The organism is Parasphingomonas frigoris (genome assembly GCF_036663815.1).
Classification (GTDB): domain Bacteria; phylum Pseudomonadota; class Alphaproteobacteria; order Sphingomonadales; family Sphingomonadaceae; genus Sphingomonas.
Genome location: NZ_JAXOJQ010000001.1, coordinates 631,611 through 653,287 on the forward strand (window position 1 = coordinate 631,611; position 21,677 = coordinate 653,287).

At 67.1% G+C, this 21,677-nt stretch carries 21 protein-coding genes and 1 tRNA gene; 10 read left to right on the top strand and 12 right to left on the bottom strand.

Features of this window, described 5'->3' with window-relative positions:
• Positions 1-10: 10 nt before the first annotated feature.
• Entirely contained in the window at positions 11-1,381 is a 1,371-nt protein-coding gene (locus tag U1872_RS02915; RefSeq protein WP_332791360.1) for a cytochrome P450, read from the top strand.
• Positions 1,378-2,148 carry a glutathione S-transferase C-terminal domain-containing protein gene (locus U1872_RS02920; protein WP_332791361.1) on the top strand — a complete coding sequence of 257 codons (771 nt, stop codon included), beginning with the start codon at positions 1,378-1,380 and terminating at the stop codon, positions 2,146-2,148. Before U1872_RS02915 ends, U1872_RS02920 begins: the two co-directional genes overlap by 4 nt.
• Here the strand turns inward: U1872_RS02920 and U1872_RS02925 are convergent.
• Genes U1872_RS02925 through cyoA form a run of 7 tightly spaced genes read right to left on the bottom strand, consistent with a single transcriptional unit; the run spans position 2,141 to position 8,826 of the window.
• Positions 2,141-2,683, bottom strand: a complete 543-nt coding sequence (locus tag U1872_RS02925) for a response regulator transcription factor (RefSeq protein ID WP_332791362.1) — start codon at positions 2,681-2,683, stop codon at positions 2,141-2,143. The two genes, U1872_RS02920 and U1872_RS02925, sit on opposite strands and share 8 nt — an antisense overlap.
• On the bottom strand, positions 2,680-3,966 hold the full coding sequence (locus tag U1872_RS02930; protein ID WP_332791363.1) for an ATP-binding protein: 1,287 nt from the start codon (positions 3,964-3,966) through the stop codon (positions 2,680-2,682). The genes U1872_RS02925 and U1872_RS02930 overlap by 4 nt, the downstream gene beginning before the upstream one ends.
• A complete protein-coding gene (locus tag U1872_RS02935; RefSeq protein WP_332791364.1) occupies positions 3,963-4,655 on the bottom strand; it encodes an SURF1 family protein in 693 nt (230 codons plus the stop codon). The genes U1872_RS02930 and U1872_RS02935 overlap by 4 nt, the downstream gene beginning before the upstream one ends.
• Entirely contained in the window at positions 4,652-5,050 is a 399-nt protein-coding gene (gene cyoD / locus U1872_RS02940) for a cytochrome o ubiquinol oxidase subunit IV (protein ID WP_332791365.1), read from the bottom strand. The genes U1872_RS02935 and cyoD overlap by 4 nt, the downstream gene beginning before the upstream one ends.
• A complete protein-coding gene (gene cyoC, locus U1872_RS02945; protein ID WP_332791366.1) occupies positions 5,047-5,685 on the bottom strand; it encodes a cytochrome o ubiquinol oxidase subunit III in 639 nt (212 codons plus the stop codon). Before cyoC ends, cyoD begins: the two co-directional genes overlap by 4 nt.
• Positions 5,682-7,700, bottom strand: coding sequence for a cytochrome o ubiquinol oxidase subunit I (gene cyoB, locus U1872_RS02950; RefSeq protein WP_332791367.1), 2,019 nt, complete (start codon positions 7,698-7,700; stop codon positions 5,682-5,684). The genes cyoC and cyoB overlap by 4 nt, the downstream gene beginning before the upstream one ends.
• Positions 7,701-7,713: 13 nt before the next feature.
• Positions 7,714-8,826 (bottom strand): ubiquinol oxidase subunit II, encoded by a 1,113-nt coding sequence (gene cyoA / locus U1872_RS02955; protein WP_332791368.1) that lies wholly within the window; start codon positions 8,824-8,826, stop codon positions 7,714-7,716.
• Between the two features lie 120 nt (positions 8,827-8,946).
• Here cyoA and U1872_RS02960 point away from each other — a divergent pair, with 120 nt between their 5' ends.
• Positions 8,947-10,266 (top strand): MFS transporter, encoded by a 1,320-nt coding sequence (locus tag U1872_RS02960; RefSeq protein ID WP_332791369.1) that lies wholly within the window; start codon positions 8,947-8,949, stop codon positions 10,264-10,266.
• A 126-nt stretch (positions 10,267-10,392) separates the two neighbouring features.
• Here U1872_RS02960 and U1872_RS02965 read toward each other — a convergent pair whose 3' ends face one another.
• The 5 genes from U1872_RS02965 to U1872_RS02985 form a co-directional block, all read right to left on the bottom strand.
• Positions 10,393-10,665, bottom strand: coding sequence for a DUF1488 family protein (locus U1872_RS02965; protein WP_332791370.1), 273 nt, complete (start codon positions 10,663-10,665; stop codon positions 10,393-10,395).
• Between the two features lie 82 nt (positions 10,666-10,747).
• Positions 10,748-11,791 carry a rod shape-determining protein gene (locus tag U1872_RS02970; RefSeq protein ID WP_332791371.1) on the bottom strand — a complete coding sequence of 348 codons (1,044 nt, stop codon included), beginning with the start codon at positions 11,789-11,791 and terminating at the stop codon, positions 10,748-10,750.
• Between the two features lie 187 nt (positions 11,792-11,978).
• Positions 11,979-13,247 (bottom strand): MFS transporter, encoded by a 1,269-nt coding sequence (locus U1872_RS02975; protein WP_332791372.1) that lies wholly within the window; start codon positions 13,245-13,247, stop codon positions 11,979-11,981.
• A 43-nt stretch (positions 13,248-13,290) separates the two neighbouring features.
• Positions 13,291-14,103, bottom strand: coding sequence for an exodeoxyribonuclease III (gene xth, locus U1872_RS02980; protein WP_332791373.1), 813 nt, complete (start codon positions 14,101-14,103; stop codon positions 13,291-13,293).
• Between the two features lie 76 nt (positions 14,104-14,179).
• Positions 14,180-14,269 (bottom strand) — tRNA-Ser (locus tag U1872_RS02985).
• A gap of 104 nt (positions 14,270-14,373) precedes the next feature.
• On the opposite strand from U1872_RS02985, the gene U1872_RS02990 reads away from it, so the two are divergent.
• From U1872_RS02990 to U1872_RS03020, 7 genes are all read left to right on the top strand, one after another.
• Complete coding sequence (locus U1872_RS02990; RefSeq protein WP_332791374.1) at positions 14,374-15,429, top strand: lytic murein transglycosylase; 1,056 nt, start codon at positions 14,374-14,376, stop codon at positions 15,427-15,429.
• Positions 15,430-15,431: 2 nt separating this feature from the next.
• Positions 15,432-16,289: an SPOR domain-containing protein gene (locus U1872_RS02995; protein WP_332791375.1), complete on the top strand. Its 858-nt coding sequence runs from the start codon at positions 15,432-15,434 to the stop codon at positions 16,287-16,289.
• Between the two features lie 17 nt (positions 16,290-16,306).
• Positions 16,307-17,476 (top strand): D-alanyl-D-alanine carboxypeptidase family protein, encoded by a 1,170-nt coding sequence (locus U1872_RS03000; protein ID WP_332791376.1) that lies wholly within the window; start codon positions 16,307-16,309, stop codon positions 17,474-17,476.
• An 88-nt stretch (positions 17,477-17,564) separates the two neighbouring features.
• Entirely contained in the window at positions 17,565-18,542 is a 978-nt protein-coding gene (locus U1872_RS03005) for a DNA polymerase III delta subunit-related protein (protein ID WP_332791377.1), read from the top strand.
• Between the two features lie 50 nt (positions 18,543-18,592).
• Positions 18,593-20,131 (top strand): methionine--tRNA ligase, encoded by a 1,539-nt coding sequence (metG, locus tag U1872_RS03010; protein WP_332791378.1) that lies wholly within the window; start codon positions 18,593-18,595, stop codon positions 20,129-20,131.
• Positions 20,131-20,907, top strand: coding sequence for a TatD family hydrolase (locus U1872_RS03015; protein WP_332791379.1), 777 nt, complete (start codon positions 20,131-20,133; stop codon positions 20,905-20,907). The genes metG and U1872_RS03015 overlap by 1 nt, the downstream gene beginning before the upstream one ends.
• Complete coding sequence (locus tag U1872_RS03020; protein WP_332791380.1) at positions 20,904-21,668, top strand: MBL fold metallo-hydrolase; 765 nt, start codon at positions 20,904-20,906, stop codon at positions 21,666-21,668. Before U1872_RS03015 ends, U1872_RS03020 begins: the two co-directional genes overlap by 4 nt.
• Positions 21,669-21,677: the final 9 nt, after the last annotated feature.

A 21,677-nucleotide genomic window follows, 5' to 3' on the forward strand; every position in this document is an offset into this window, starting at 1 on the left:
GGAAATTCGCATGGGATGGGTGTTCAATCTGCCGGTCGCGCTGTGGCGGCGGCTCTTGCTGATCGGGCAGGGGCTCGGTGCGCTCGTGCTGCTGCTCGGGGGCGCGATCGGCGCGCTGTTCGGCGGGGAGGGGACGATCGCGAGCCGGCTCGGTGCGGTGCTCGGTTCGCCCTCCGGGCAGCGGCGGCTGTTCGCCGTCGCGCGGCTGCTCCAGCCCAATGCCGTGCTGCCGTTCAAGCTGATCACCTGCTACGAAAATGACGGCACCGCGCTCGCGACACGGCGAGCAGATGTGCTCAATATCCTGTCACGCGATGCCGATTTCGGCGTGGTCTATGGCCCGCGGATGGAGATCATCACCGGCGGCGAGAACTTCTTCCTCGGGATGCAGGATACGCCGCGCTACACGCGCGATGTCTCGAACATGCGGCTGGTGGTGCGCCGCAGCGACGTGCCCTCGATCGTCGCACCGGCGGTGGCGGCGTGCGCCAGCGCGATCGTCGGCGCCGCGCCGGGCGCGATCGATGTTCCGCAACAGCTCGCCACCCCGGTCGCCGCACATTTGCTCGACCGCTATTTCGGCACGCCGGGCCCGTCCGAGGCTGATATGGCGGAGTGGACGACCACGCTGTTCCGCTACCTGTTCCTCGATCTCAAGGGCGACGCGGCGTTCGATGCCACGGCGGAAGCGGCGGCAGCGGCGTTTCGGACCTGGATGGACGGCCATATCGCCGCGCGGAAGGCAGCGCCGGCGCAGGATGATGTGCTGGACGATGTGCTGGGCCGGTGCCTAGTGATGGATGCCGCCGGCCTGCCGGGGATGCACGACATGGACGTCCGCAACAATCTGATCGGACTGCTGATCGGCGAGTTGCCGACGCTCTCGGCCACCGCGACGCTGGCCCTCGACGAACTGCTCGACCGGCCCGAGGCGCTGGCCGGCGCGATGGCGGCGGCACGCAGCGACGACGATACCGCACTGGCCGCCTATGTATTCGAGGCGCTGCGCTTCCGCCCGCTCAACCCGGTCGTCTATCGCCGCGCGCTGCACGATACGCGGATCGCCGCGGGCCGGTTGCGCGGGCGGCGGATCAAGGCCGGGACGATGGTGCTGGCGTCCAACCTGTCGGCGATGTTCGACCCGCTCGACGTGCCGACCCCCGGCCGCTTCCGCATCGACCGGCCGTGGGAGACCTATCTGCTGTGGGGCTATGGCCTGCACAGCTGTTTCGGCGCGCACATCAACCGCGCGACGATCCCGGGGATTCTCAAGCCGCTGCTCGCCCGGCCAGGCCTGCGGCGCGCGCCGGGCGCGGCGGGGCGGATCGACACCGGCGGCACGCCTTTTCCAATCCATCTGCATGTGGTGTTCGACCAATGAAGCGGCAGCGCGCTACCTTGCTGACCTTCGCGCCGATGGTCGACAGCGAGACGATGCGGCTGCTGCTGCACTATCACGGCATCGCGTTCGACGAGGCCGACCATCTGTTCGGCTGGGTCTCGCTGTTGACGCTGCGGCATGGCGGCAACGGGCTGGTGCCGCTGGTCTACGGTCCGGCGTTTACCATCACCGGGCCGTATCCGCTGGCGGAGCGCCTCGACGCCGCGCTGGGCGAAGCGGCCCGACTGATCCCACGGACCGCGCCGCTTTCCGCGACAGTGGCGGCGGACTGGGCGAGCTTCAACGCGGGCATGGGCACCGACACCGCTGTGTTCAGCTATTATCACTTGCTTCCCGAACGCGCGCTGATGACGCCGATCTTCGCCGCCCCGGTCCCGTCGAGCGAGGCGCGGCTGACCCCCACCGTCTATCCGTTGCTCCGTCTGGTGTTTCGCTTGGCGCTCGATCTGACCGCGGCGCGCGCCGAGCAGGCGGCGAATTCGATCCGCGCGCATTTCGATGCGACCGACCGGCGGCTCGCCGACGGGCGGCGCTATCTGTGCGGCGACCGGATCACGCTCGGCGACATCGCGGTCGCTGCGGCGATCGCGCCGTTGCTGCAACCGCCGGGTTATGGTGCCAGGATGCCGCCGGTCGACGCGATGCCGGCGCCCGTCCGCGCGCTGATCGCCGAGCTGCGCGAGCATCCGACCGCCGACTATGTGGACCGGCTGTACTGCGATCGCTTCGGAGCGACGCTTATTTGACCGGCTGCTTTTCGAGTTTGCGCGCGAGCGTGCGGCGATGCATCCCCAATTGCCGGGCGGTTTCGGAGATGTTGAAATTGTTCGCCGCCAGCGTCTGGTGGATATGCTCCCATTCGAGCGTCTTGATCGAGGTCGGGCGGTTGCTCAGCGGCGTGTCGACATTGCCGGCCGGTGCGCCGCCGGTCCGGCCGAAGGCGGCCTCGATGTCGTCGGTGTTCGACGGCTTGGCGAGATAGTTGGTCGCGCCGAGCTTGATCGCCTCGACCGCGGTGGCGATGCTGGCATAGCCGGTCAGCACGACGATGCGCGTCGTCGCGGCATGGGCGTGGATCATCTGGACGCAGGCGAGCCCCGAGGTCGCGCCGAGCTTGAGATCGACCACCGCGAAATCGGGGGTGCGCTCGGCCAGCGCGGTGACGACCGACCCTTGATCGGGGGCGATCTCGACGCTGTAGCCGCGCCGCTCGAACGAGCGCCGCAGCGTCTTGGCGAAGGGAGCGTCATCCTCGACGATCAGCAGATGCGTGTCGCTCATTCGGTGGTCCATTCCAGCGCGGAGAGGGGCAGCGTCAGCGTCACCACCGCGCCGCCGCTCTGCCGGTTGCGCGCCTCGACCGTGCCGCCGAGCTTGCGCATCGCGTTGACGACGAGGAACAGGCCGAGCCCACTGCCGAGCCGCGCGCGCGTCGAGTGATAGGGCTTGCCGAGGTTGGCGAGCATTTCGGGGGTGAAGCCCGGCCCGGTATCGCTCACCGCGAACAGCAGCGACGGGCCGTCGCGCGCGACCTCGAGCGTGATCGGCTGCCCCGACGCTTCCTTGGCATTGTCGAGCAGGTTCCAGATCATCTGCTTGACCGCGGTATCGGCGACGATCGCGAGATCGCTGCCGAAGCGGTTGCGGAAGACGATCGCCTCCTCCGAATTCTGCGCGCGCCACTCGGCGACGACTTCGTCGCAGAAGCGGTGGACGCTGGTGATCGTCGGATGCTCGCCGCGCGCCTCGCCTGCCGCCATCAGGATGCCGGTGACGATCGTCTTGCAGCGCGTCAACGCGACCTGCATGTCCTCGATCTCCTCGGCGAGCCCCGGCTGCGCGAGCAAAGCCGGCGAATGCCCCCAGTCGTTGACGATCACCGAGAGCGAGGCGAGCGGGGTGCCGAGCTCGTGCGCCGCGCCGGTCGCGAGCAGCCCCATGCGGACGATATGATCCTCCTCGGCGGCCTGCTGGCGCATTGTCGCCAAGCGGGCGTCGCGCGTGCTGAGGTTGCGGTTGATCCGCGTGACGAAGCCGACGATCAACACCGCTATCAGCACGAAACAAATCAAAGTGCCGAGCACATACAGGTCGCGCCAGCCCGAGGCGTAGCGCACCGGCAGCACGAGCGGCATGTGGAGCTCGGCGAGCATCGCGAACGCCGCACTCGTCACCGCGACCAGCGCCCAGCTCGACCACGCTTCGAGCAGGATCGCGCCGAGCACGATCTGGACGAGATAGAGCGCGATGAAGGGGTTGGTCGCGCCGCCGCTCTGGTAGAGCAAGGCAGTCAGCGCACCGACGTCGAGCAGCAGGCTGGCAAACAGCTCGCCGTTCGAGATCGTCACGCGGCGCGGCAGTTGCGACAGGCTGACGACGTTGAGCAGCACGAGCCCGCCGATCACGCACAGCATTGGGACGAAGGGGAGGTCGATCCCCATGCCGAAATGCGCGACGAGAATCGTCGCGAACTGTCCGCCGACCGCGAGCCAGCGCAGGTTGATCAGTTGCCGAAGATTGTCGCGCCCGGTCGTGTCGAGCGGCAGGATCGCGTTCGGTGTCATCGGACGCGCCGGTGCTGGCCCAGCAGCATGACGGCCGCGCCGGCCACCATCGCGGCGAGCGCGAACCAGGTCAGCGCATAGACGAGATGGTTGTCCGGGAAGCGCACAACCGTCAGCCCGCCGACCGGTTCGCGGCCTGCCGGGCCGGCATCGGCATCGATGAAATAGGGCGCTACAGGCCCGATTCGGCGCGCGCGGGCGATCGCGGCGACGTCGCGCGAATACCAGCGGTCCTTGCCCGGATCGTTGCTGCGCAGGAAGCCGCCGCCGGGCTCGGACGGGCGGAGCAGTCCCGACACGCGTGCGCTGCCGCCCGGCGGGGCGCTGCGCCGGGTCACGAAGCCGCGATTGATCAACACGGTGAAGCCGCGATCGCTCGCGAGCGGGGTCACCACCCAGAAACCGGGGCCGCGCGCGGTCACCGCCTGGACGAACACTTGGGCATCGTCGCGGAAGCTACCCGAGACGACGACGTGGCGATAGCCATCGTTCTCGGCGGTCACTTGGGGCCAGCGCTCGGGACCCGGCGCCGCGACGGGCGCAGCATGGACCCGCGCCTCGACGCGGGCGATCAAGGCGTGCTTCCAGCTGCGCCGCTCAACCTGCCAGACGCCGAGCCCGATCAGCGCGGCGCACAAGACCCCCGCGACGACCAGCAGCGCGGCCATCATCGCGGGGGATCGTGTCATTGCTGGCTCATGGTCTCGGTCTGCATGTCCTGCGTCATCGGCATCATGTTGGCGTTCATGTGATACATCACCCAGATCGATCCCGACAGCGTGATGACGATGACGATCAGCGTGAACAGCAGCGCCAGGAACGACCAGCCGCCTTCGTTGCTGGTGTTCATGTGCAGGAAGTAGATCATGTGGACGAACACCTGGATCACCGCCGCGCCGAGCACCAGGACCGCGGTCCAGGTGTGATCGAGCACACCCGTCATCACCAGCGCGAACGGGATCGCCGTCAGGATCACCGAGAGCACGAAGCCGATGATGTAGTCGCGCATCGAGCCGTGCGGGGCGTCGGCACCATGGGCGTCGTGATGCGCATCATGCGCGTGCGTGTGCGTATCGGCGCTCATCCGAGCACTCCCATGAGATAGACGATGGTGAAGACGCCGATCCAGATGACGTCGAGGAAATGCCAGAACATGCTGAGGCACTGCAGGCGACGGCGGTTGGCCTGGCCGAGGCCATGCGTGCCGATCTGGATGATCAGCGTGGTCAGCCAGATCAGGCCGCAGGTGACGTGGAAGCCGTGCGTACCGACGAGCGTGAAGAAGGCCGAGAGGAAGGCGCTGCGCGACGGGCCATTGCCCTCCGCAATCAGATTGCTGAACTCGTACATCTCGACGCCGAGGAAGGTCAGGCCGAACAGGCCGGTGACGACCAGCCAGAACTGCACCTGGCGAACACTGCCCTTTTCCATCGTCAGCATGGCAAAGCCGTAGGTGAGCGACGAGAAGAGCAGCATCGCGGTGTTGAAGGCGACCAGCGGAAGCTCGAACAGCTCCTTGGGCCCCTTGCCACCGCCATAGCCGTGCCCGAGTACGCCGTAGCAGGCGAACAGCACCGCGAAGATGAGGCAATCGCTCATCAGATACATCCAGAAGCCCAGCATCGTGCTGCCGCCCTCGGGATGATCGTGCTCGTCAAGCTCGAAGAACACCGGCTTCTCGCCGTCGGCGGTCGGCTCGTAGGTCAGTTCGGCGCTCATGCCACCACCTTCTGCGCTGCGAGGACGCGCGTGCGCTCGTCCTCGGTGCGGATCACGTCCTCTACGGGGATGTGGAAATCACGCTTGTAGTTGAACGAATGCCAGATCGACACGCCGACCATCGCCAGCAGCGAGGCGATCGCCAGCCACCAGATGTACCAGATCATCGCGAAGCCGAAGCCGACGCTGATCAGGCCGATGATGACGCCGGCCGCGGCGTTCTTCGGCATATGGATCGCCTTGAAGCCGGTCGTCGGACGCTCGAAGCCGCGCGACTTCATGTCCCAGAAGGCATCGTTGTCATGCACGATCGGGGTGAAGGCGAAGTTGTAGTCTGGCGGCGGCGACGAGGTCGACCATTCGAGCGTGCGGCCATGCCACGGATCGCCGGTCACGTCGCGCAGGCGATCGGTGTTGCGGTCGCGGATGCTGACGTAGAACTGCATGAACATGCAGGCGATGCCCAGCGCGATCATTCCCGCGCCCAGTGCCGCGACGATGAAGAAGGGCTGGTAGGCGGTGTCGTCGAAGTGGCTCAGGCGCCGCGTCACGCCCATCAGGCCGAGCACGTAGAGCGGTGCGAAGGCGGTCCAGAAACCGACGACCCACAGCCAGAACGAGCGCTTGCCCCACACGCGGTCGAGCTTGAAGCCGAACGCCTTGGGCCACCAGAAGTTGATGCCCGCGAACATGCCGAACAGCGTACCGCCGATGATGACGTTGTGGAAATGTGCGACCAGGAACAGCGAGTTGTGCAGCACGAAGTCGGCTGGCGGCACCGCGAGCAGCACGCCGGTCATCCCGCCGATCGTGAAGGTCAGCATGAAGGCGACCGTCCACATCATCGGCAGCTCGTAGCGGATACGGCCGTGGTACATCGTGAACAGCCAGTTGAAGATCTTGGCCCCGGTCGGGATCGAGATGATCATCGTGGTGATCGCGAAGAACGAGTTGACGCTCGCACCCGAACCCATCGTGAAGAAGTGGTGGAGCCAGACGAGATAGGCGAGGATCGTGATGACGATCGTCGCATAGACCATCGAAGTGTAGCCGAAGAGGCGCTTCTGCGAGAAGGTCGCGACGACCTCAGAGAAGATGCCGAACGCCGGCAGGATAAGGATGTAGACCTCCGGGTGGCCCCAGATCCAGATGAGGTTGACGTACATCATCGGGTTGCCGCCGAGGCCGTTGGTGAAGAACTGCATCCCCATCAGGCGGTCGAGCGACAGGATCGCGAGCACGGCGGTGAGCACCGGGAAGGCGGCGACGATCAGCGTGTTGGTGCACAGCGCGGTCCACACGAAGATCGGCATCTTGAACAGCGTCATGCCCGGCGCGCGCATCTTGACGATGGTGGCGAGCAGGTTGACGCCCGAGAGCAAGGTCCCGAGACCCGCGATCTGCAAGCCCCAGATGTAATAGTCGACCCCGACGTCGGGGCTCGCCTCGATCCCCGACAGCGGCGGCATGGCGAGCCAGCCGGTGCGCGCATAGTTGCCGACGAACAGCGAGATCATCGTGATGATCGCGCCCGACGCGGTCAGCCAGAAGCTGAAATTGTTGAGATAGGGGAAGGACACGTCGCGCGCGCCGATCTGCAGCGGCACGACGAAGTTCATCAGCCCGACGACCAGCGGCATCGCGACGAAGAAGATCATGATCACGCCGTGCGCGGTGAAGATCTGGTTGTAATGGTCGGGCGGCAGATATCCGGCATTGTCGCCGAATGCCATCGCCTGCTGCGCGCGCATCATGAGCGCGTCGGAGAAGCCGCGCAGGAACATGATCAGCGCGAGGATGACATACATGATGCCGATCTTCTTGTGGTCCACCGAGGTGAACCAGTCGCGCCACAACCAACCCCACGCCTTGAAGTAGGTGATGATCGCGAGCAGCGCGATTCCGCCGACCGTGACGCCGCCAAAGGCGAGCAGCACGGGCAGTTCATGCAGCGGCAGCGCGTCGAGCGTCAGGCGCCCGAGGAGCGGGCTGACCACTGGGTGTACGTCTGTCATCGGGGGCATCATGTCAGAAGGTCCTCCGGTCGCCGGGCATCGGCAGACCTGCGCCGGCAAGGCGCGCTGTGCTTTGGGCGGAATTCTTGGCGGTCGAGTCGCTGACGGCTGCGGGCGCATCGGCCTTGGCCATCGGCATCGGCATTGCCGACATCTTCATCGCGTCGTCGTTTTTGGCGTGCCCTTCGGCATGCTCGGCACGATGCGGCCCGGCATCGGCGCGCATCATCGCGTCCATGCAGACCTGACCCGGGGCGACGCAATTGTTGGCGGCGGCATTGAACAGGCCGGGGGCGACGCCGGCATAGAAGGCCGGCGTATGGTTCATGCTCGGCTTGGCGAGCTTGAGGTAGGTTGCGCGGTCGAGCATCGTGCCGTTGGCGCGCACCTTGGCGACCCAGCCGTCGAAGTCGGTCTGCGAGCCGGCGAGGAAGCGGAACTTCATGTACGAGAAGCCGTCGCCGCTGAAGTTGGACGAGAAGCCGGCATAATTGCCGGGCTTGTTGGCAACCGCATGGAGCTTGGTGACCATGCTCGGCATCGCATAGATCATGCCGGCGAGATCGGGGATGTAGAAGGCGTTCATCACGTCGGACGAGGTCAGGTCGAACTCGATCGGCTGATTGATCGGCGCCGCCAGCTGGTTGACCGAGGCGATGCCGTAATCGGGGTAGATGAACAGCCATTTCCAGTCGAGCGCGACGACCTGCACGCGAATCGGCTTGGCGTCGGCGGCGATCGCGCGAGTCGCGTCGATCCGGCCGATCGGCCGATAGGGGTCGAGCAGATGCGTGCTGGTCCAGGTCACGGCGCCGAGGCAGATGATGATCAGCAGCGGGACCGCCCAGATCACCAGCTCGAGCGCCGTCGAGTGATGCCAGTCGGGCGAATAGGCCGCTTCCTTATTCGAATGGCGATACCGCCATGCAAACAAGGCGATGAGTGCCATAACGGGCACGATGATGATCAGCATCAACAGTGTCGCGATCACCACCAGATTGCCCTGTTGCGCGGCAACATCGCCGGCGGGCGCGAGCACGACGGTGTTGCACCCGCCTAGCAATGCGGGCGCGAGGAGCGCTAAGCTCGTTATCGCAGGGCGGGGCAGCGAGGGAAATCGGATCATGCCGCGCAGCTAGGCCTTGCCGGCGGGGTGTCCCATTGGACATTTTGTCCAATCCTCGCTGCACTGCAGCACGGCTAGAGGGACCACATACGGCGATCATGGCCGGGAGTTCGAAGACCGATGCAAGCCACCCACACCCCGACGTCGCGCGCGATCGAGGCCGATGCCAGCCGGATCAACCAGGAGCATGTCTCCTCGGGCGAGATTGCGATCGGCGTGGTGATCGGGCGCACCTCGGAATTCTTCGACTTCTTCGTCTACGCAATCGCCTCGGTGCTCGTCTTCCCGACGATGATCTTCCCCTATGTCGATCGGCTGACGGGCACCCTCTATTCGTTCGGTCTGTTCGCGCTGGCGTTCATCGCGCGGCCGATCGGGTCGATGATCTTCCTCGCGGTCGACCATATGTATGGCCGCGGCACCAAGCTGACGATCGCCTTGTTCCTGCTCGGCGGGTCGACCGTCGCGATCGGCTTTTTGCCGGGCTATGCCGAGATCGGCGTCTATGCCGCCATCGTGCTGGCGGTCTTGCGCATCGGGCAGGGGCTCGCGCTCGGTGGGACGTGGGACGGCCTGTCGTCGCTGCTCGCGCTCAACGCACCGGCGGACAAGCGCGGCTGGTATGCGATGATCCCGCAGCTCGGTGCGCCGCTCGGCCTGCTCGTCGCCGCCGGCCTGTTCGCCTATTTTACCGCCACGCTGTCGGCGGTCGATTTCCTCGACTGGGGCTGGCGCTATCCCTTCTTCGTTGCTTTCGCGATCAACGTCGTGGCGCTGTTCGCGCGGCTGCGCATCGTCAGCACGTCGGATTATCAGGACATGTTCGCAAGCCGTGACCTTGTGCCGGCGCCGGTGCTCGCGACGGTTCGCAAGCAGGGCCGCACGATCGCGCTCGGCGCGCTCGCCCCGCTGGCGAGCTTCGCCTTGTTCCACATGGTTACGGTGTTCCCGCTTTCGTGGGTGTTCCTCTATACCAAGAGCAATCCCGAGCGCTTTCTCGTGATCGAGCTGGTCGGCGCGGCGATCGGCCTGATCGCGATCGTCGCATCGGGCTATCTCGCCGACCGCGTCGGCCGGCGTACGCTGCTCGGCGCGTCTGCCTTGGCGATCGCCGTGTTCTCGGGCTTTGCGCCGCAGTTGCTCGGCGCCGGCGAGCTGGGCGAGGTGATCTTCATGGTGATCGGCTTCGCATTGCTCGGTGTTTCGTTCGGCCAGTCGTCGGGCGTGGTCGCCTCGGAATTTTCGGGTGAGTCGCGCTACACCGGTGCGGCCCTGACGTCGGACATCGCGTGGCTGGTCGGGGCAGGGTTCGCGCCGCTGGTCGCGCTGTATTTGTCCTCGCACTTCGGGCTTGTCGCGGGCGGCGCCTATCTTCTGTCGGGTGCACTCGCGACGTTGCTGGCGTTGTGGCTGAACAAGGAACTGGCGAGCCGGAGCTGAGGCTTCGCCCGAGCGGGCCGTTCGCGGCTCGGCGGACACAAAAAAGCCGGGCTACGCATCGCGTAGCCCGGCTTTTTTGCTGTCGACGCTCGGCGGACGCGGTCGCGCCCGCCGGACGGTCGGCGACTATTCGAGGTCGTTCTCGCTAATCACGATCAGCGCCTGGTCGCTGTTGCGCGCCAGGGCGACGAGGCCGGCCTCGGCGATCGAATCCTCGAAACGGTTGAACTGCTCGACCGCATCGTCCTCGGGTGCATCGCCGCTCAGCGCTTCGAGCACGGCATATTGGACGGCGAACTGATATTCGTCGCCGTCGACTTCCCCCATGAACTCGACCAGTCGCTCGTCCTCATTGTCGAGAATGCTCGAGTGGATGATATCCATTTTGTCGGCGGCCATGTGAAACTCCAGATCAGGTGAGGGCGCGATGTGCCCGCGCGAAGGCTCAAGCGCAAGCGAGCCCGCGATGTTCCCGAATGATTCAGCTTTCGCTGAGCACGCCGCCGAACACCGGGTCCTCGAGCGCCCGGCCGGCGCCGGTGACGACGCAGGTCAGTGCGCTGTCGGAGACGACGACGGGCAGCCCGGTGGCGTCGGCGAGGACCATGTCGAGGTCGCTCAACAGCGAGCCGCCGCCGGTCATGACGATGCCGTGATCGACGATATCGGCGGCGAGTTCGGGCTGGGTCTGCTCGAGCGCGTTCATCACCGCCTCTACGATCTGCGCGACCAACTCGCCGAGCGCCTCGGCGACCTCGGCCTGACTGACCTCGATCTCGGCGGGGATGCCGCCGACGAGGCCGCGGCCGCGCACCTGCATCGTGCGACCGTTGCCGGTCGCGGGCCGACGCGCCATGCCGATCTGCATCTTCACGCGTTCGGCGGTCGCCTCGCCGATCATCAGATTGTATTTGCGACGGATGTAGGAGGCGATCGCATCGTCCATCTTGTCGCCGCCGACGCGCACCGAGGTGCTGTAGGCGAGACCGCGCAGCGACAGGATTGCGACTTCAGTTGTACCGCCGCCAATGTCAACGACCATGCTGCCGATCGGCTCGGTGACGGGCATGCCGGCGCCGATCGCGGCGGCGAGCGGCTCTTCGATCAGCAGCACCTGCGATGCGCCGGCGTTGGTCGCGGCCTGGCGGATCGCGCGGCGCTCGACCTGGGTCGAGCTCGACGGCACGCAGATTACCACCTTGTGGCGTCGCGGCATGCGGGTCGCGCCGCCCAATGCCTTGTCCATGAAATGCTTGATCATCTGCTCGGCGACATCGATGTCGGCGATCACGCCGTCGCGCATCGGGCGGATCGTGCGGATCTGCTCGGGCGTCTTGCCCATCATCAATTTGGCTTCATTGCCGACCGCGCGCAGCCGCGAGACACCGTCGATCGTCTCGAGCGCGACGACCGAGGGTTCGTCGAGTACGATGCCCTTGTCGCGCACATAGACGAGCGTGTTCACCGTGCCGAGGTCGATAGCCATGTCGCTGGAGGCGAAAGTAAAAAGCCGGGCCGGCCACATGATAGGTCTCAATCGTTCAGCATACTGGCGGACCGGAGATATTTCCATGCACAGGCTGTGCCGCCTCCGTGCGAGTCGCATGGCGACGGGTCAAGCGCGCATGCGAGGCGGCGACGCGTCCGTGCGCCAAGTCGTGGCGTGGGTAAGGGCAGGCGCGCGGTTTCGGACGGAACCGAACCGCTTGAGCTCAGTGCGTCGGCCGTGGGTCGGGGCGCTTGAGCAGCATGAGACCTCCGAAGCTGAGCACCCCGGCGACGACCAGATACAGGCCGACCAGCGGCAATCCACCGCGTGCCGCCAGCGCCTGCGCGGCGATCGGCGCGAGCGCGCCGCCGAGGATCCCGCCGAGATTGAAGGTGATCGACACGCCGGTATAGCGCACGCCCGGCTCGAACAGCGACGGCAGCCAGCCACCGAGCGGCCCGTAGGCGAAGCCCATTGCGAACAGCGACAGCGCTAGCCAGGCGAACACGATCCACAGCGAGGCAGCGCCCAGCATCGGCGCCATCAGCAGGCCCGAGGCGATGCAGCCGACGAAACCCCAGCGCAGCATCGCGGTTGCGCCGACGCGGTCGGCCAAGGTGCTCGCGACGATTACGCCGAGCGCGAGGAACAGGATCGCGCCGATCTCGACGCCCAGAAACGCCTGCCGGCCATGGCCGAGCGTGGTGGTGCCGTAGCTCAGCGCAAAGGCGGTCGTCAGATAGAATAAGGCGAAGCAGGCGATCACGCCGATCGTGCCGGCGACGGTTGCGCGCAGATGGTGGCGGAACAGCTCGGCGATCGGCACCTTGGGCAGCGCATCATGCGCCGCGGCATCGCGGAATGCCGGGGTCTCGGTCAGCTTGAGCCGCACCCACAGGCCGAGGAAGACGAGCACCGCGCTCGCCAGGAAGGGAATGCGCCAGCCCCAGTCGCGGAACTGCGCGTCGGTCAGCGTCGACCCTAGCAGCAGGAAGAAGCCGTTTGCCGCGATAAACCCGATCGGCGCGCCGAGCGGCGGGAACATGCCCCAACGATTTTCCTGGCCCTTGGGCGCATTCTCGACCGCGAGCAGCGACGCGCCACCCCATTCGCCGCCAAGCCCGAGCCCCTGACCGAAGCGCAGGATGCACAGGATCAGCGGCGCGACCCAGCCGATCTGCGCATAGGTCGGCAGCACGCCGATCGCGACGGTCGATCCGCCCATCAGCAGCAGCGAGGCGACCAGGGTCGACTTGCGCCCCAGCCGGTCGCCGAAATGCCCGAACACCGCCGCGCCGAGCGGGCGCGCGAAGAAGGCCAGGCCGAAGCTCGCATAAGAAGCGAGCAACTGCACCGAGGCGCTTTCCGCGGGGAAGAAGAGCGGCCCGAACACCAACGCCGCTGCGGTGGCGTAGACGTAGAAATCGTAAAACTCGACCGACGTCCCGATCAGGCTGGCGAGGAGGATGCGGCGTGTCGAGGCGCTGGTCATCCCGCTCTCCTATCGTGGCCGCCTTGTTCTGTCGAAGGGGTCGTCACTCTGCTTTGCGTCGGCGCGTCTTGTGCGGTGCCGGTGCGGCGCCGAGCGTGATCCAGGTCGGCGCATGGTCGCTGCTCTTCTCCCAGCCGCGCACCGCGCGATCGACGCCGGCCTCGCTCAGCCGCGGCGCGAGAGAGGGGCTGAGCAGCAGATGATCGATCCGCAGCCCGGCATCGCGGCCATAAGCGTTCCGGAGATAGTCCCAGAAGGTATAGAGTGTCGCATCGGGGTGAAGCGTGCGCAGCGCATCGGTCCACCCCTGTGCCAGCAACGCCGCGAAGCGCTCGCGCACCGCGGGCGTGAACAGTGCGTCGTCGACCCAGCGTTCGGGCTTGTAGACGTCGCGCTCGGTCGGCATCACGTTGAAATCGCCCGCCAGTACGACGGGGGCGCCGCTCGCGAGCAGGTCGGCCGCATGGTCGACCAGCCGGTCGAACCAGGCGAGCTTATAGTCGAATTTCGGGCCGGGGCGGGGATTGCCGTTGGGCAGATAGAGGCAGGCGACGAGCAAGCCGGCGATCGCGGCCTCGAGATAGCGGCTTTGCGACGGGTCTGGATCGTCCGGCAGCCCGCGCCGCGTCTCGTGGATCTCGCCGACGCGGCTCAGCAGCGCAACGCCGTTCCAGCTCTTCTGCCCGTGCCACAGGCTGGCATAGCCGAGCGCCGCGATCTCGGCCTCGGGAAAGCGCTCCCGCGGCGCCTTGAGCTCCTGCAGGCAGACGATGTCGGGCTGCGCCTCGGCCAGCCAGCGCAGCAGCACGGGCAGGCGGCCATTGACGCCGTTCACATTGTAGGTCGCGATCTTCATCGCGTGCGCGCCGCCGGTTGCCATCGAGCGGAGACGCGTGGCCGTCGCGGTCGTTCCGCGTGCGGCAGGGCGACGGTGGCGGAAGAGGTGGGATTCGAACCCACGGTGAGCTTGCACCCACGGCGGTTTTCAAGACCGCTGCCTTAAACCACTCGGCCACTCTTCCGTCTGTCGTCGCATAGCCACCGGACGGCGAAGAGTGCAAGGTTTGTGCGCCGTCGGTGGCCTTTGGGGGTTCATGTGGGCAGGCGGCTGTGCCAAGGTTCCTTGATGCTGTTACCTCACACATTTCGGGCCCTGCGGTCGCGGTTCGCGCTCGGTCTGTCGGCGGTCGCCTTATGCCTGGCCGGCGCTGGCCCCGCGGCCGCGCAGGACGATGCCGGCTTCCAGACCTATCTGACGACTTTGCGCGCGCAGGCCGCCGCGCGCGGGGTGAGCCGCGCCACGCTCGACGCGGTGATGCCGACGCTGACGCTCAACCAGCGCGTGATCGAGCTCGACCGCGCGCAACCGGGCGCCAATCCCAATGCCGGCATTCCCGATTTCGCGCCGTATCAGGCCAAGCATCTGAGCGCCGCGATCATCGCCAACGGGCGCAGCGCCTATCTCTCGCAGCGCGGCCGCCTGCAACGGATCGAGCAGCAGACCGGCGTGCCTGAATCGATCATGGTCGCGATCTGGGGGCACGAGACGAGCTACGGCCGCGTGATGGGCGGGTTCGACCTGCCGCGCGCGCTCGCCACCTTGGCCTATGAGGGGCGGCGGCGCGACCTGTTCGCCGACGAATTCATCGCCTCGCTGCTGATGATGGACCGCGGCGTCTCGCGCTCGCAGCTAATCGGCAGCTGGGCCGGCGCGACCGGCGGGCCGCAATTCCTGCCGTCTATTTATCTGAGGCTTGCGCGCGATGGCGATGGCGACGGGCGCGCCGACATCTGGTCGAGCAGCGCCGACACGCTCGCCTCGATCGGCAATTATTTCACCAATGCCGGCTGGCGGCCGGGGCAGCCGTGGGGGCTTGCCGTATCGGTGCCCGCCACGCTCGATCGCAGCCAGATCACCAACCGCTTGCTCTCGCCGCGCTGCCTCAAGGTATTCGCGCGGCACAGCGGGTGGAAGACGATGGCCGAATGGCGCGCGCTCGGCGTGACGCCGCTGACGCGCAGCTGGCCGGGCGATTCGGTGCTGGCGACGCTGATCGAGCCCGACGGGGCCGGACGGACCGCCTACCTGCTGACCGGCAATTACCGCGTGATCCTCGATTATAATTGCTCGAACTTCTACGCCTTGTCGGTCGGCCTGCTCGCCGATGCGGTCGAGCGCTAGCCGTGGTGGCGTTGGCCGCGCTCGCGCTCGTTATGCTGTCGGCGCCCCAGGCGACCGATGCCACGCAGGGCGTGCCGCCCGAAGTCGCACAAAGCGCGGGGCCGCGCGGGACTTCGGGCGAGACGCAGGACGACAGCGTCGTTTACGCGGGCGCGCTCGCTGCGCCCGGCGAAGGGCGTTTTGCGGGCGTTGCGATCGGCGTCGCGCATCCCCGGCTCGCGCTGGGGAGCCCGGTCGAACTGACCGCGCTCGACACCGGGCGGACGATCGTGGCGATGGTCGTCGCGACCGGCGATATCGCGCTGTCGCCCGGGGCGGGGCAGGCGCTCGGGGTCGGCGCGCGCGCTGCGGTGCGGCTGCGCAGCGTCGTCGCCGCGCCACAGGATCTGCTGGCGTTGCGCTCGGGACAGGCGGCATCGCCGCGGCTCGATGCCCCGCCGACGCTGCTGGCAGCACTCCGCCGCAAGCTGCCCGCCGCGGCCGCCACATCCCGCGCAGCCGATCGCGCGCCACCCGTACGCGCAGTGCGGCCACGCGAGCCCTTGGTGCGGGCCGAACCCGAGCGTGCCGCGCCCGAGACTGCGCGCCCCGCGCCAGTCCGGCCAAAGCCTCCCGTCCAGCCCCCGGTCAAACCTGCCCCCGTCGCCCCGCGCGGTGGGCTCGTCGTCCAGGTCGCCGCTCTGTCGTCCTCCGAGCGTGCCGCTGCGCTGGCAAAGCAGCTGGGCGGGCGCGTCGTCGCGCTCGGCAAGCTGTACCGCGTCCAGCTCGGCCCGTTCGGCGATTCCGCCAGCGCACAGCGCGCACGTGACGGCGCCGCCCGGCGCGGTTATGGTGACGCCCGTATTCTTCACACCGACTAAGAACGAGACCGAACCGCATGTCCTCGCGCCAGAAACTGCTTGCCGCCGCCGTTGTCGCCATCGCCGCGACCTGCCCGGCGGTTGCCGCCCCCGAATTCCAGACGCCGGCACCGGTCGCCTATCTGCAGGACCTGTCGTCGGGGGCGATCCTGTACCAGAAGGATGCCGATCGCCGCATGCCGCCCGCGTCGATGGCGAAGATGATGACGGTCTATGTCGCGTTCGAGATGATCAAGTCGGGCGAATTGAAGCTCGACCAGAAATTCCCGGTCCGCCCCGAGACGTGGCGCGCGTGGCATTCGCAGGGTTCGACCATGTTCCTGTCGGCGGGCGAGGAAGTGAGCGTCGAGGATCTGCTCAAGGGCATCGTCACGCTGTCGGGCAATGACGCCTGCGTCGTGCTCGCCGAGGGCATTTCGGGGACTGAGAGCGCCTTCACCGAGCGGATGAACCGCGCCGCGGCCAAGCTCGGCCTGGCCAACAGCCATTTCGGCACCGCCAATGGCTGGCCCGACAATGGCGTCACCTATGTAACCGCGCGCGATCTCGCCAAGCTCGCCTCGGCGACGATCCAGCACTATCCCGATCTCTACAAGCGCTTCTATTCGTTGCGCAGCTTCACCTGGGGCAAGACGCTCGGCGGCGAGAAGCCGATCGACCAGGCCAATCGCGATCCGTTGCTAGGCCGCGTGTCGGGCGCCGACGGCTTGAAGACCGGCCACACCGACGAGGCCGGTTACGGCTTCACCGGCTCGGCGCTGCAGAATGGCCGCCGCCTCGTGCTCGTGATGGCGGGCTTCGGCAGCTCGGGCCAGCGCGCCGAGGAATCGGTCAAGTTCATGGAGTGGGGCTTCCGCGCGTGGCAGGCCAAGCCGATCCTCGCCAAGGGCAAGCAGATCGAAACCGCCGAAGTCCAGCTCGGCAGCGCCAATACGGTCGGCCTCGTCGCGGCCAACGATCTCAGCGCGACCGTTCCCGCCGGGACCGCGGGCGAGATGAAGCTCAGCGTGCAATATGACGGCCCGATCAAGGCGCCGATCAAGGCCGGCCAGCATATCGCCGACCTCGTCGTCGTCACCCCCGGCATGCCTGCCGAACGCCTGCCGCTCGTCGCCGCGAACGACGTCAGCGAGGCCGGTTTCTTCGGGCGCGCCTGGGCCGGTCTGATGGGGCTGTTCGGCGGGTGAGCAAGACGCGCACCTCGCTCCCTGGCGGGGCGGGAGCGGACATCGAGACGCCGACGCTGCGTAGCGTCGCAGCCGGGCGGCAGGGCGCATGACGCTCCCGCTCGGCAACGACGGCGCGCATCACGCATTCGCCGCCGCGATGGCGAGCGGCGCGCTGCACCATGCCTGGTTGTTTGCCGGTCCCGAGGGGATCGGCAAGGCGACCTTCGCGCGGGCGGCGGCGCTGCGCATGCTCGCGCAAGGGGCGGGGGCTGACCTGCCCCCCGGTTTCGCCGTCCCCGAGAGCGATCCGCAGCGCAAGCTGATCGCGGCGGGGTCGCACCCCGATTATCGCGAACTGACGCGCCAGCCCAAGGAAGGCGACAAAACCGGGCTCGACCTCGCCCGCAGCATCCCGATCGCGCAGGTTCGCGCGCTCGGGCCGATGTTCGCAACGCGGCCATCGATGTCCGACCGGCGCGTCGTGATCATCGATGCGGTCGACGATCTCGAGCGTCCCGGCGCCTCGAACGCCTTGCTGAAGAATCTCGAGGAGCCTCCGCAGGGCACGATCTTCCTGCTGATCAGTCATGCGCCGGGGCGCCTGTTGCCGACGATCCGGTCGCGCTGCCGCCAGTTGCGCTTCGATCCGCTCGACGATGCGACGATGACAACGGTACTCGGCCACGCCTTGCCCGGCGTCGAGCCGGCCGAGCTGTCGGCGCTGGTCGGCGTGGCGCACGGCTCGCCCGGGCGCGCGCTCGGCTTTGCCGGGCTCGACCTGGCTGCGCTCGACCAGGCGCTGTCGGTGATCGCGCGCGATGGCGATCCGGGCAATGGCCGGCGGGTCAAGCTCGCCAAGTCGCTGGCGCTCAAGGCCGCACAGAAGCGCTACGAGGCGTTTCTCGATCGCGCGCCCGCCTTCATCGCCGCCTCCGCCCCCGAGCGGCAGGGCGAGCGGCTGCGTATCGCGCTCGACAGCTACGATGCCGCGCGCACGCTGTCCGCCACCGCGCGGGCGTTGACGCTCGACGCGCAGGCGACGGTCTATGAGATGGCGGGGCTCGTCGGGCGCCTCGCGGCATAGCGCGCACCGGCAGGCTTCAATAACCCGGTGCGATGTTCTAGGACGCGCGCATGACCGACCCCTATTACATCACGACCGCGATCAGCTATCCCAACGGCCGCCCGCATATCGGCCACGCCTATGAGGCGATCGCGACCGACGCGATCGCGCGCTATCAGCGCCAGTTGGGCCGCGAAGTGCGCTTCCAGACCGGGACCGACGAGCACGGGCTCAAGATGGTCCAGGAAGCCCGCAAGCGCGACCTCACGCCGCGCGCACTCGCCGATGAAATGAGCAGCTATTTCCGCGAGATGGCGGACACGCTTGATATTTCGTATGATCGTTTCATCCGCACCAGCGACGAAGACCATTACCGCGCCAGCCAGGCGATCTGGCAGGCGATGGAAGCGGCCGGCGACCTCTATCTCGATCGCTACGAAGGCTGGTATTCGGTTCGCGACGAAGCCTTTTACGACGAGAAGGAACTGGTCGACGGGGAAGGGGGCGCCAAGCTTTCCCCGCAGGGCACCCCGGTCGAATGGACCGCCGAGGAGACGTGGTTCTTCAAACTCTCCAAATATCAGCAGCCGCTGCTCGATTTCTACGCCGCCAATCCCGACTTCATCCGCCCCGAGGCGCGCCGCAACGAGATCCTGCGCTTCGTCGAGGGCGGCCTGTCCGATCTGTCGGTGTCGCGCACCAGCTTCGATTGGGGCGTGCCGGTTCCGGGCAGCCCGGGGCATGTGATGTACGTGTGGGTCGATGCGCTGACCAATTACCTGACCGGCGTCGGCTATCCCGACGATGTGGAGCTGTACGAGACCTTCTGGCCGGCCCAGCTGCACGTCATCGGCAAGGATATCGTACGATTCCATGCGGTTTACTGGCCGGCGTTCCTGATGAGTGCGAACATTCCGTTGCCGCGCGCGGTGTTCGGCCACGGCTTCCTGCTCAACCGCGGCGAGAAGATGTCGAAGTCGGTCGGCAACGTTACCGATCCGATGGAATTGGCGACCCGCTTCGGGGTCGATGCGCTGCGCTATTTCCTGCTGCGCGAGGTCAGCTTCGGGCAGGATGGCAGCTATTCTGAAGAAGCGATCGTCACGCGCTGCAACGCCGATCTCGCGAACAATCTCGGCAATCTCGCGCAGCGTTGCCTGTCGATCATCGCCAAGGCGTGCGGCGGCGTCGTGCCGCCGATCGGTACGCGGACGGCGGTCGAGGACGCGCTGATTGCCAGCGTCGAGGCGGCGGAAGCCGGGATGCACGGCGCCATGACCGATCTCGCGCTGCATAATGCGCTCGAGGCAATCTGGTCGGCGGCGCGTGATGCCAACCAATATTTCGCCGACCAGGCACCGTGGAGCGTGCGCAAGACCGATCCGGAGCGTGCCGACACGATCCTCTATCACGCCGCCGAGGCGATCCGCCGGATCGCGATCCTCGCGCGCTGGGCGATCCCGGGCGGCGCGGACAAACTGCTCGACCTGCTCGCGCAGGCGCCCGATGCGCGCAGCTTCGGAGCGCTCGGTTACCCGCTTGCACCCGGGATCACGCTGCCCGCACCCGCCGGCGTATTCCCGCGGCTCGAAGCACCGGTGGAGGCCTGATGTTCGCCGACAGCCATTGCCACCTCAACTATAAGGGGTTGGTCGAGGGGCAGCAGGACGTGCTCGCGCGTGCGCGTGCGCGGGGCGTCCATGCGATGCTCAACATCGCGACGCGGGAGAGCGAGTGGGACGCGGTGATCGCCACCGCCGAGCGGGAGCCCGACGTCTGGGCGACGGTCGGGATCCACCCGCACGAGGCCGACCAGCATCCCGACATCGGCACCGCCAAGCTGGTCGAGCGCGCGCAGCATCTGCGCGTGGTCGGGATCGGCGAAAGCGGGCTCGATTATTTCTACGATCATAGCGACCGCGACCGCCAGCAGGCGAGCTTCCGCGCGCACATCGCCGCGGCGCGCGAGACGGGCTTGCCGCTCGTCGTCCACACGCGCGATGCCGAGGACGACACCGCCGCGATCATGCGCGACGAGATGGGGAAGGGGGCCTACCCCGCGGTCATCCACTGCTTCACCGCGAGCGGGGCGTTTGCCGACATCGCGCTCGAGCTTGGCTGCTATATCTCGATCTCCGGGATCGTGACCTTCAAGAACGCCAAGGATCTGCAGGAAACCGCGGCGCGGCTGCCGCTCGACCGGCTGCTGATCGAGACCGATGCGCCGTTCCTTGCGCCGGTCCCGAACCGCGGGAAGCCTGGCGAGCCGGCGTTCGTCGCCGACACCGCCGCGTTCCTCGCGACCCTGCGCGACGAGCCGCTCGAGACGCTGGCGGCCGCGACTGCTGAGAACTTTCACGCTTTGTTCACCAAGACTCGCCTATGAAGGTGCGGATCCTCGGTTCGGGCACCTCTTCGGGAGTGCCGCGGATCGGCAACGACTGGGGCGCGTGCGACCCGACCAATCCGCGTAATCGCCGGTTGCGCGCCGCGATCCTGGTCGAAAGCGCGACGACGCGGATCCTGGTCGACACCGGGCCTGACATGCGCGAGCAATTGCTGGCGGCCGGCGTCAGCACGCTCGACGCGGTGATCTGGACGCACGATCATGCCGACCACACCCACGGCATCGACGATCTCCGCCAGGTCTACCATGCGATGGGGCAACCGGTGCGCGGCTTGGCGCGGCCTGATCTCAAGGCGATGCTCGAGCGGCGGTTCAGCTATGTATTCCGCGGGCATGACGGCTATCCGCCGACGGTGGTACTCGAGCCGTTGCCCGATGCGATCACGATCGGCGACATCACCGTTCGCACCGTCGAGCAGCCGCACGGTCCGTTCGTGTCGGCCGGGCTGCGGTTCGACAGTGCCGCAGGATCGATCGGATATGCCACCGATTTCAATGCGATGACGCAGGATATGGCCGCGCTCTATCAGGAGCTCGACATCTGGATCGTCGATGCGCTGCGCAAGCGGCCGCATCCGTCGCATGCGCATCTTTCGAGCGTGCTCGGCTGGGTCGAGCAATTCCGGCCGGGGCGTACCGTACTGGCGCACATGGACCAGTCGATGGACTATGCCGCGCTCGTTGCCGAGCTGCCGGCGGGCGTCGAGCCAGGTTATGACGGATTGGAACTGGCCTTGTGAGCGACGGTG

Bases quoted from the DNA above. Each gene is read 5' to 3' on its own strand.
- cyoB (WP_332791367.1), bottom strand. From the start codon at position 7,700: ATGACAGACGTACACCCAGTGGTCAGCCCGCTCCTCGGGCGCCTGACG.
- U1872_RS02925 (WP_332791362.1), bottom strand. From the start codon at position 2,683: ATGAGCGACACGCATCTGCTGATCGTCGAGGATGACGCTCCCTTCGCC.
- U1872_RS03005 (WP_332791377.1), top strand. From the start codon at position 17,565: ATGACGCTCCCGCTCGGCAACGACGGCGCGCATCACGCATTCGCCGCC.
- U1872_RS03015 (WP_332791379.1), top strand. From the start codon at position 20,131: ATGTTCGCCGACAGCCATTGCCACCTCAACTATAAGGGGTTGGTCGAG.
- U1872_RS02920 (WP_332791361.1), top strand. From the start codon at position 1,378: ATGAAGCGGCAGCGCGCTACCTTGCTGACCTTCGCGCCGATGGTCGAC.
- U1872_RS02915 (WP_332791360.1), top strand. From the start codon at position 11: ATGGGATGGGTGTTCAATCTGCCGGTCGCGCTGTGGCGGCGGCTCTTG.
- U1872_RS02990 (WP_332791374.1), top strand. From the start codon at position 14,374: ATGCTGTTACCTCACACATTTCGGGCCCTGCGGTCGCGGTTCGCGCTC.
- U1872_RS02935 (WP_332791364.1), bottom strand. From the start codon at position 4,655: ATGACACGATCCCCCGCGATGATGGCCGCGCTGCTGGTCGTCGCGGGG.
- U1872_RS03020 (WP_332791380.1), top strand. From the start codon at position 20,904: ATGAAGGTGCGGATCCTCGGTTCGGGCACCTCTTCGGGAGTGCCGCGG.
- cyoA (WP_332791368.1), bottom strand. From the start codon at position 8,826: ATGATCCGATTTCCCTCGCTGCCCCGCCCTGCGATAACGAGCTTAGCG.
- xth (WP_332791373.1), bottom strand. From the start codon at position 14,103: ATGAAGATCGCGACCTACAATGTGAACGGCGTCAATGGCCGCCTGCCC.
- U1872_RS02960 (WP_332791369.1), top strand. From the start codon at position 8,947: ATGCAAGCCACCCACACCCCGACGTCGCGCGCGATCGAGGCCGATGCC.
- U1872_RS02975 (WP_332791372.1), bottom strand. From the start codon at position 13,247: ATGACCAGCGCCTCGACACGCCGCATCCTCCTCGCCAGCCTGATCGGG.
- U1872_RS02965 (WP_332791370.1), bottom strand. From the start codon at position 10,665: ATGGCCGCCGACAAAATGGATATCATCCACTCGAGCATTCTCGACAAT.
- U1872_RS02930 (WP_332791363.1), bottom strand. From the start codon at position 3,966: ATGACACCGAACGCGATCCTGCCGCTCGACACGACCGGGCGCGACAAT.
- U1872_RS03000 (WP_332791376.1), top strand. From the start codon at position 16,307: ATGTCCTCGCGCCAGAAACTGCTTGCCGCCGCCGTTGTCGCCATCGCC.
- U1872_RS02970 (WP_332791371.1), bottom strand. From the start codon at position 11,791: ATGTGGCCGGCCCGGCTTTTTACTTTCGCCTCCAGCGACATGGCTATC.
- cyoD (WP_332791365.1), bottom strand. From the start codon at position 5,050: ATGAGCGCCGATACGCACACGCACGCGCATGATGCGCATCACGACGCC.
- metG (WP_332791378.1), top strand. From the start codon at position 18,593: ATGACCGACCCCTATTACATCACGACCGCGATCAGCTATCCCAACGGC.
- cyoC (WP_332791366.1), bottom strand. From the start codon at position 5,685: ATGAGCGCCGAACTGACCTACGAGCCGACCGCCGACGGCGAGAAGCCG.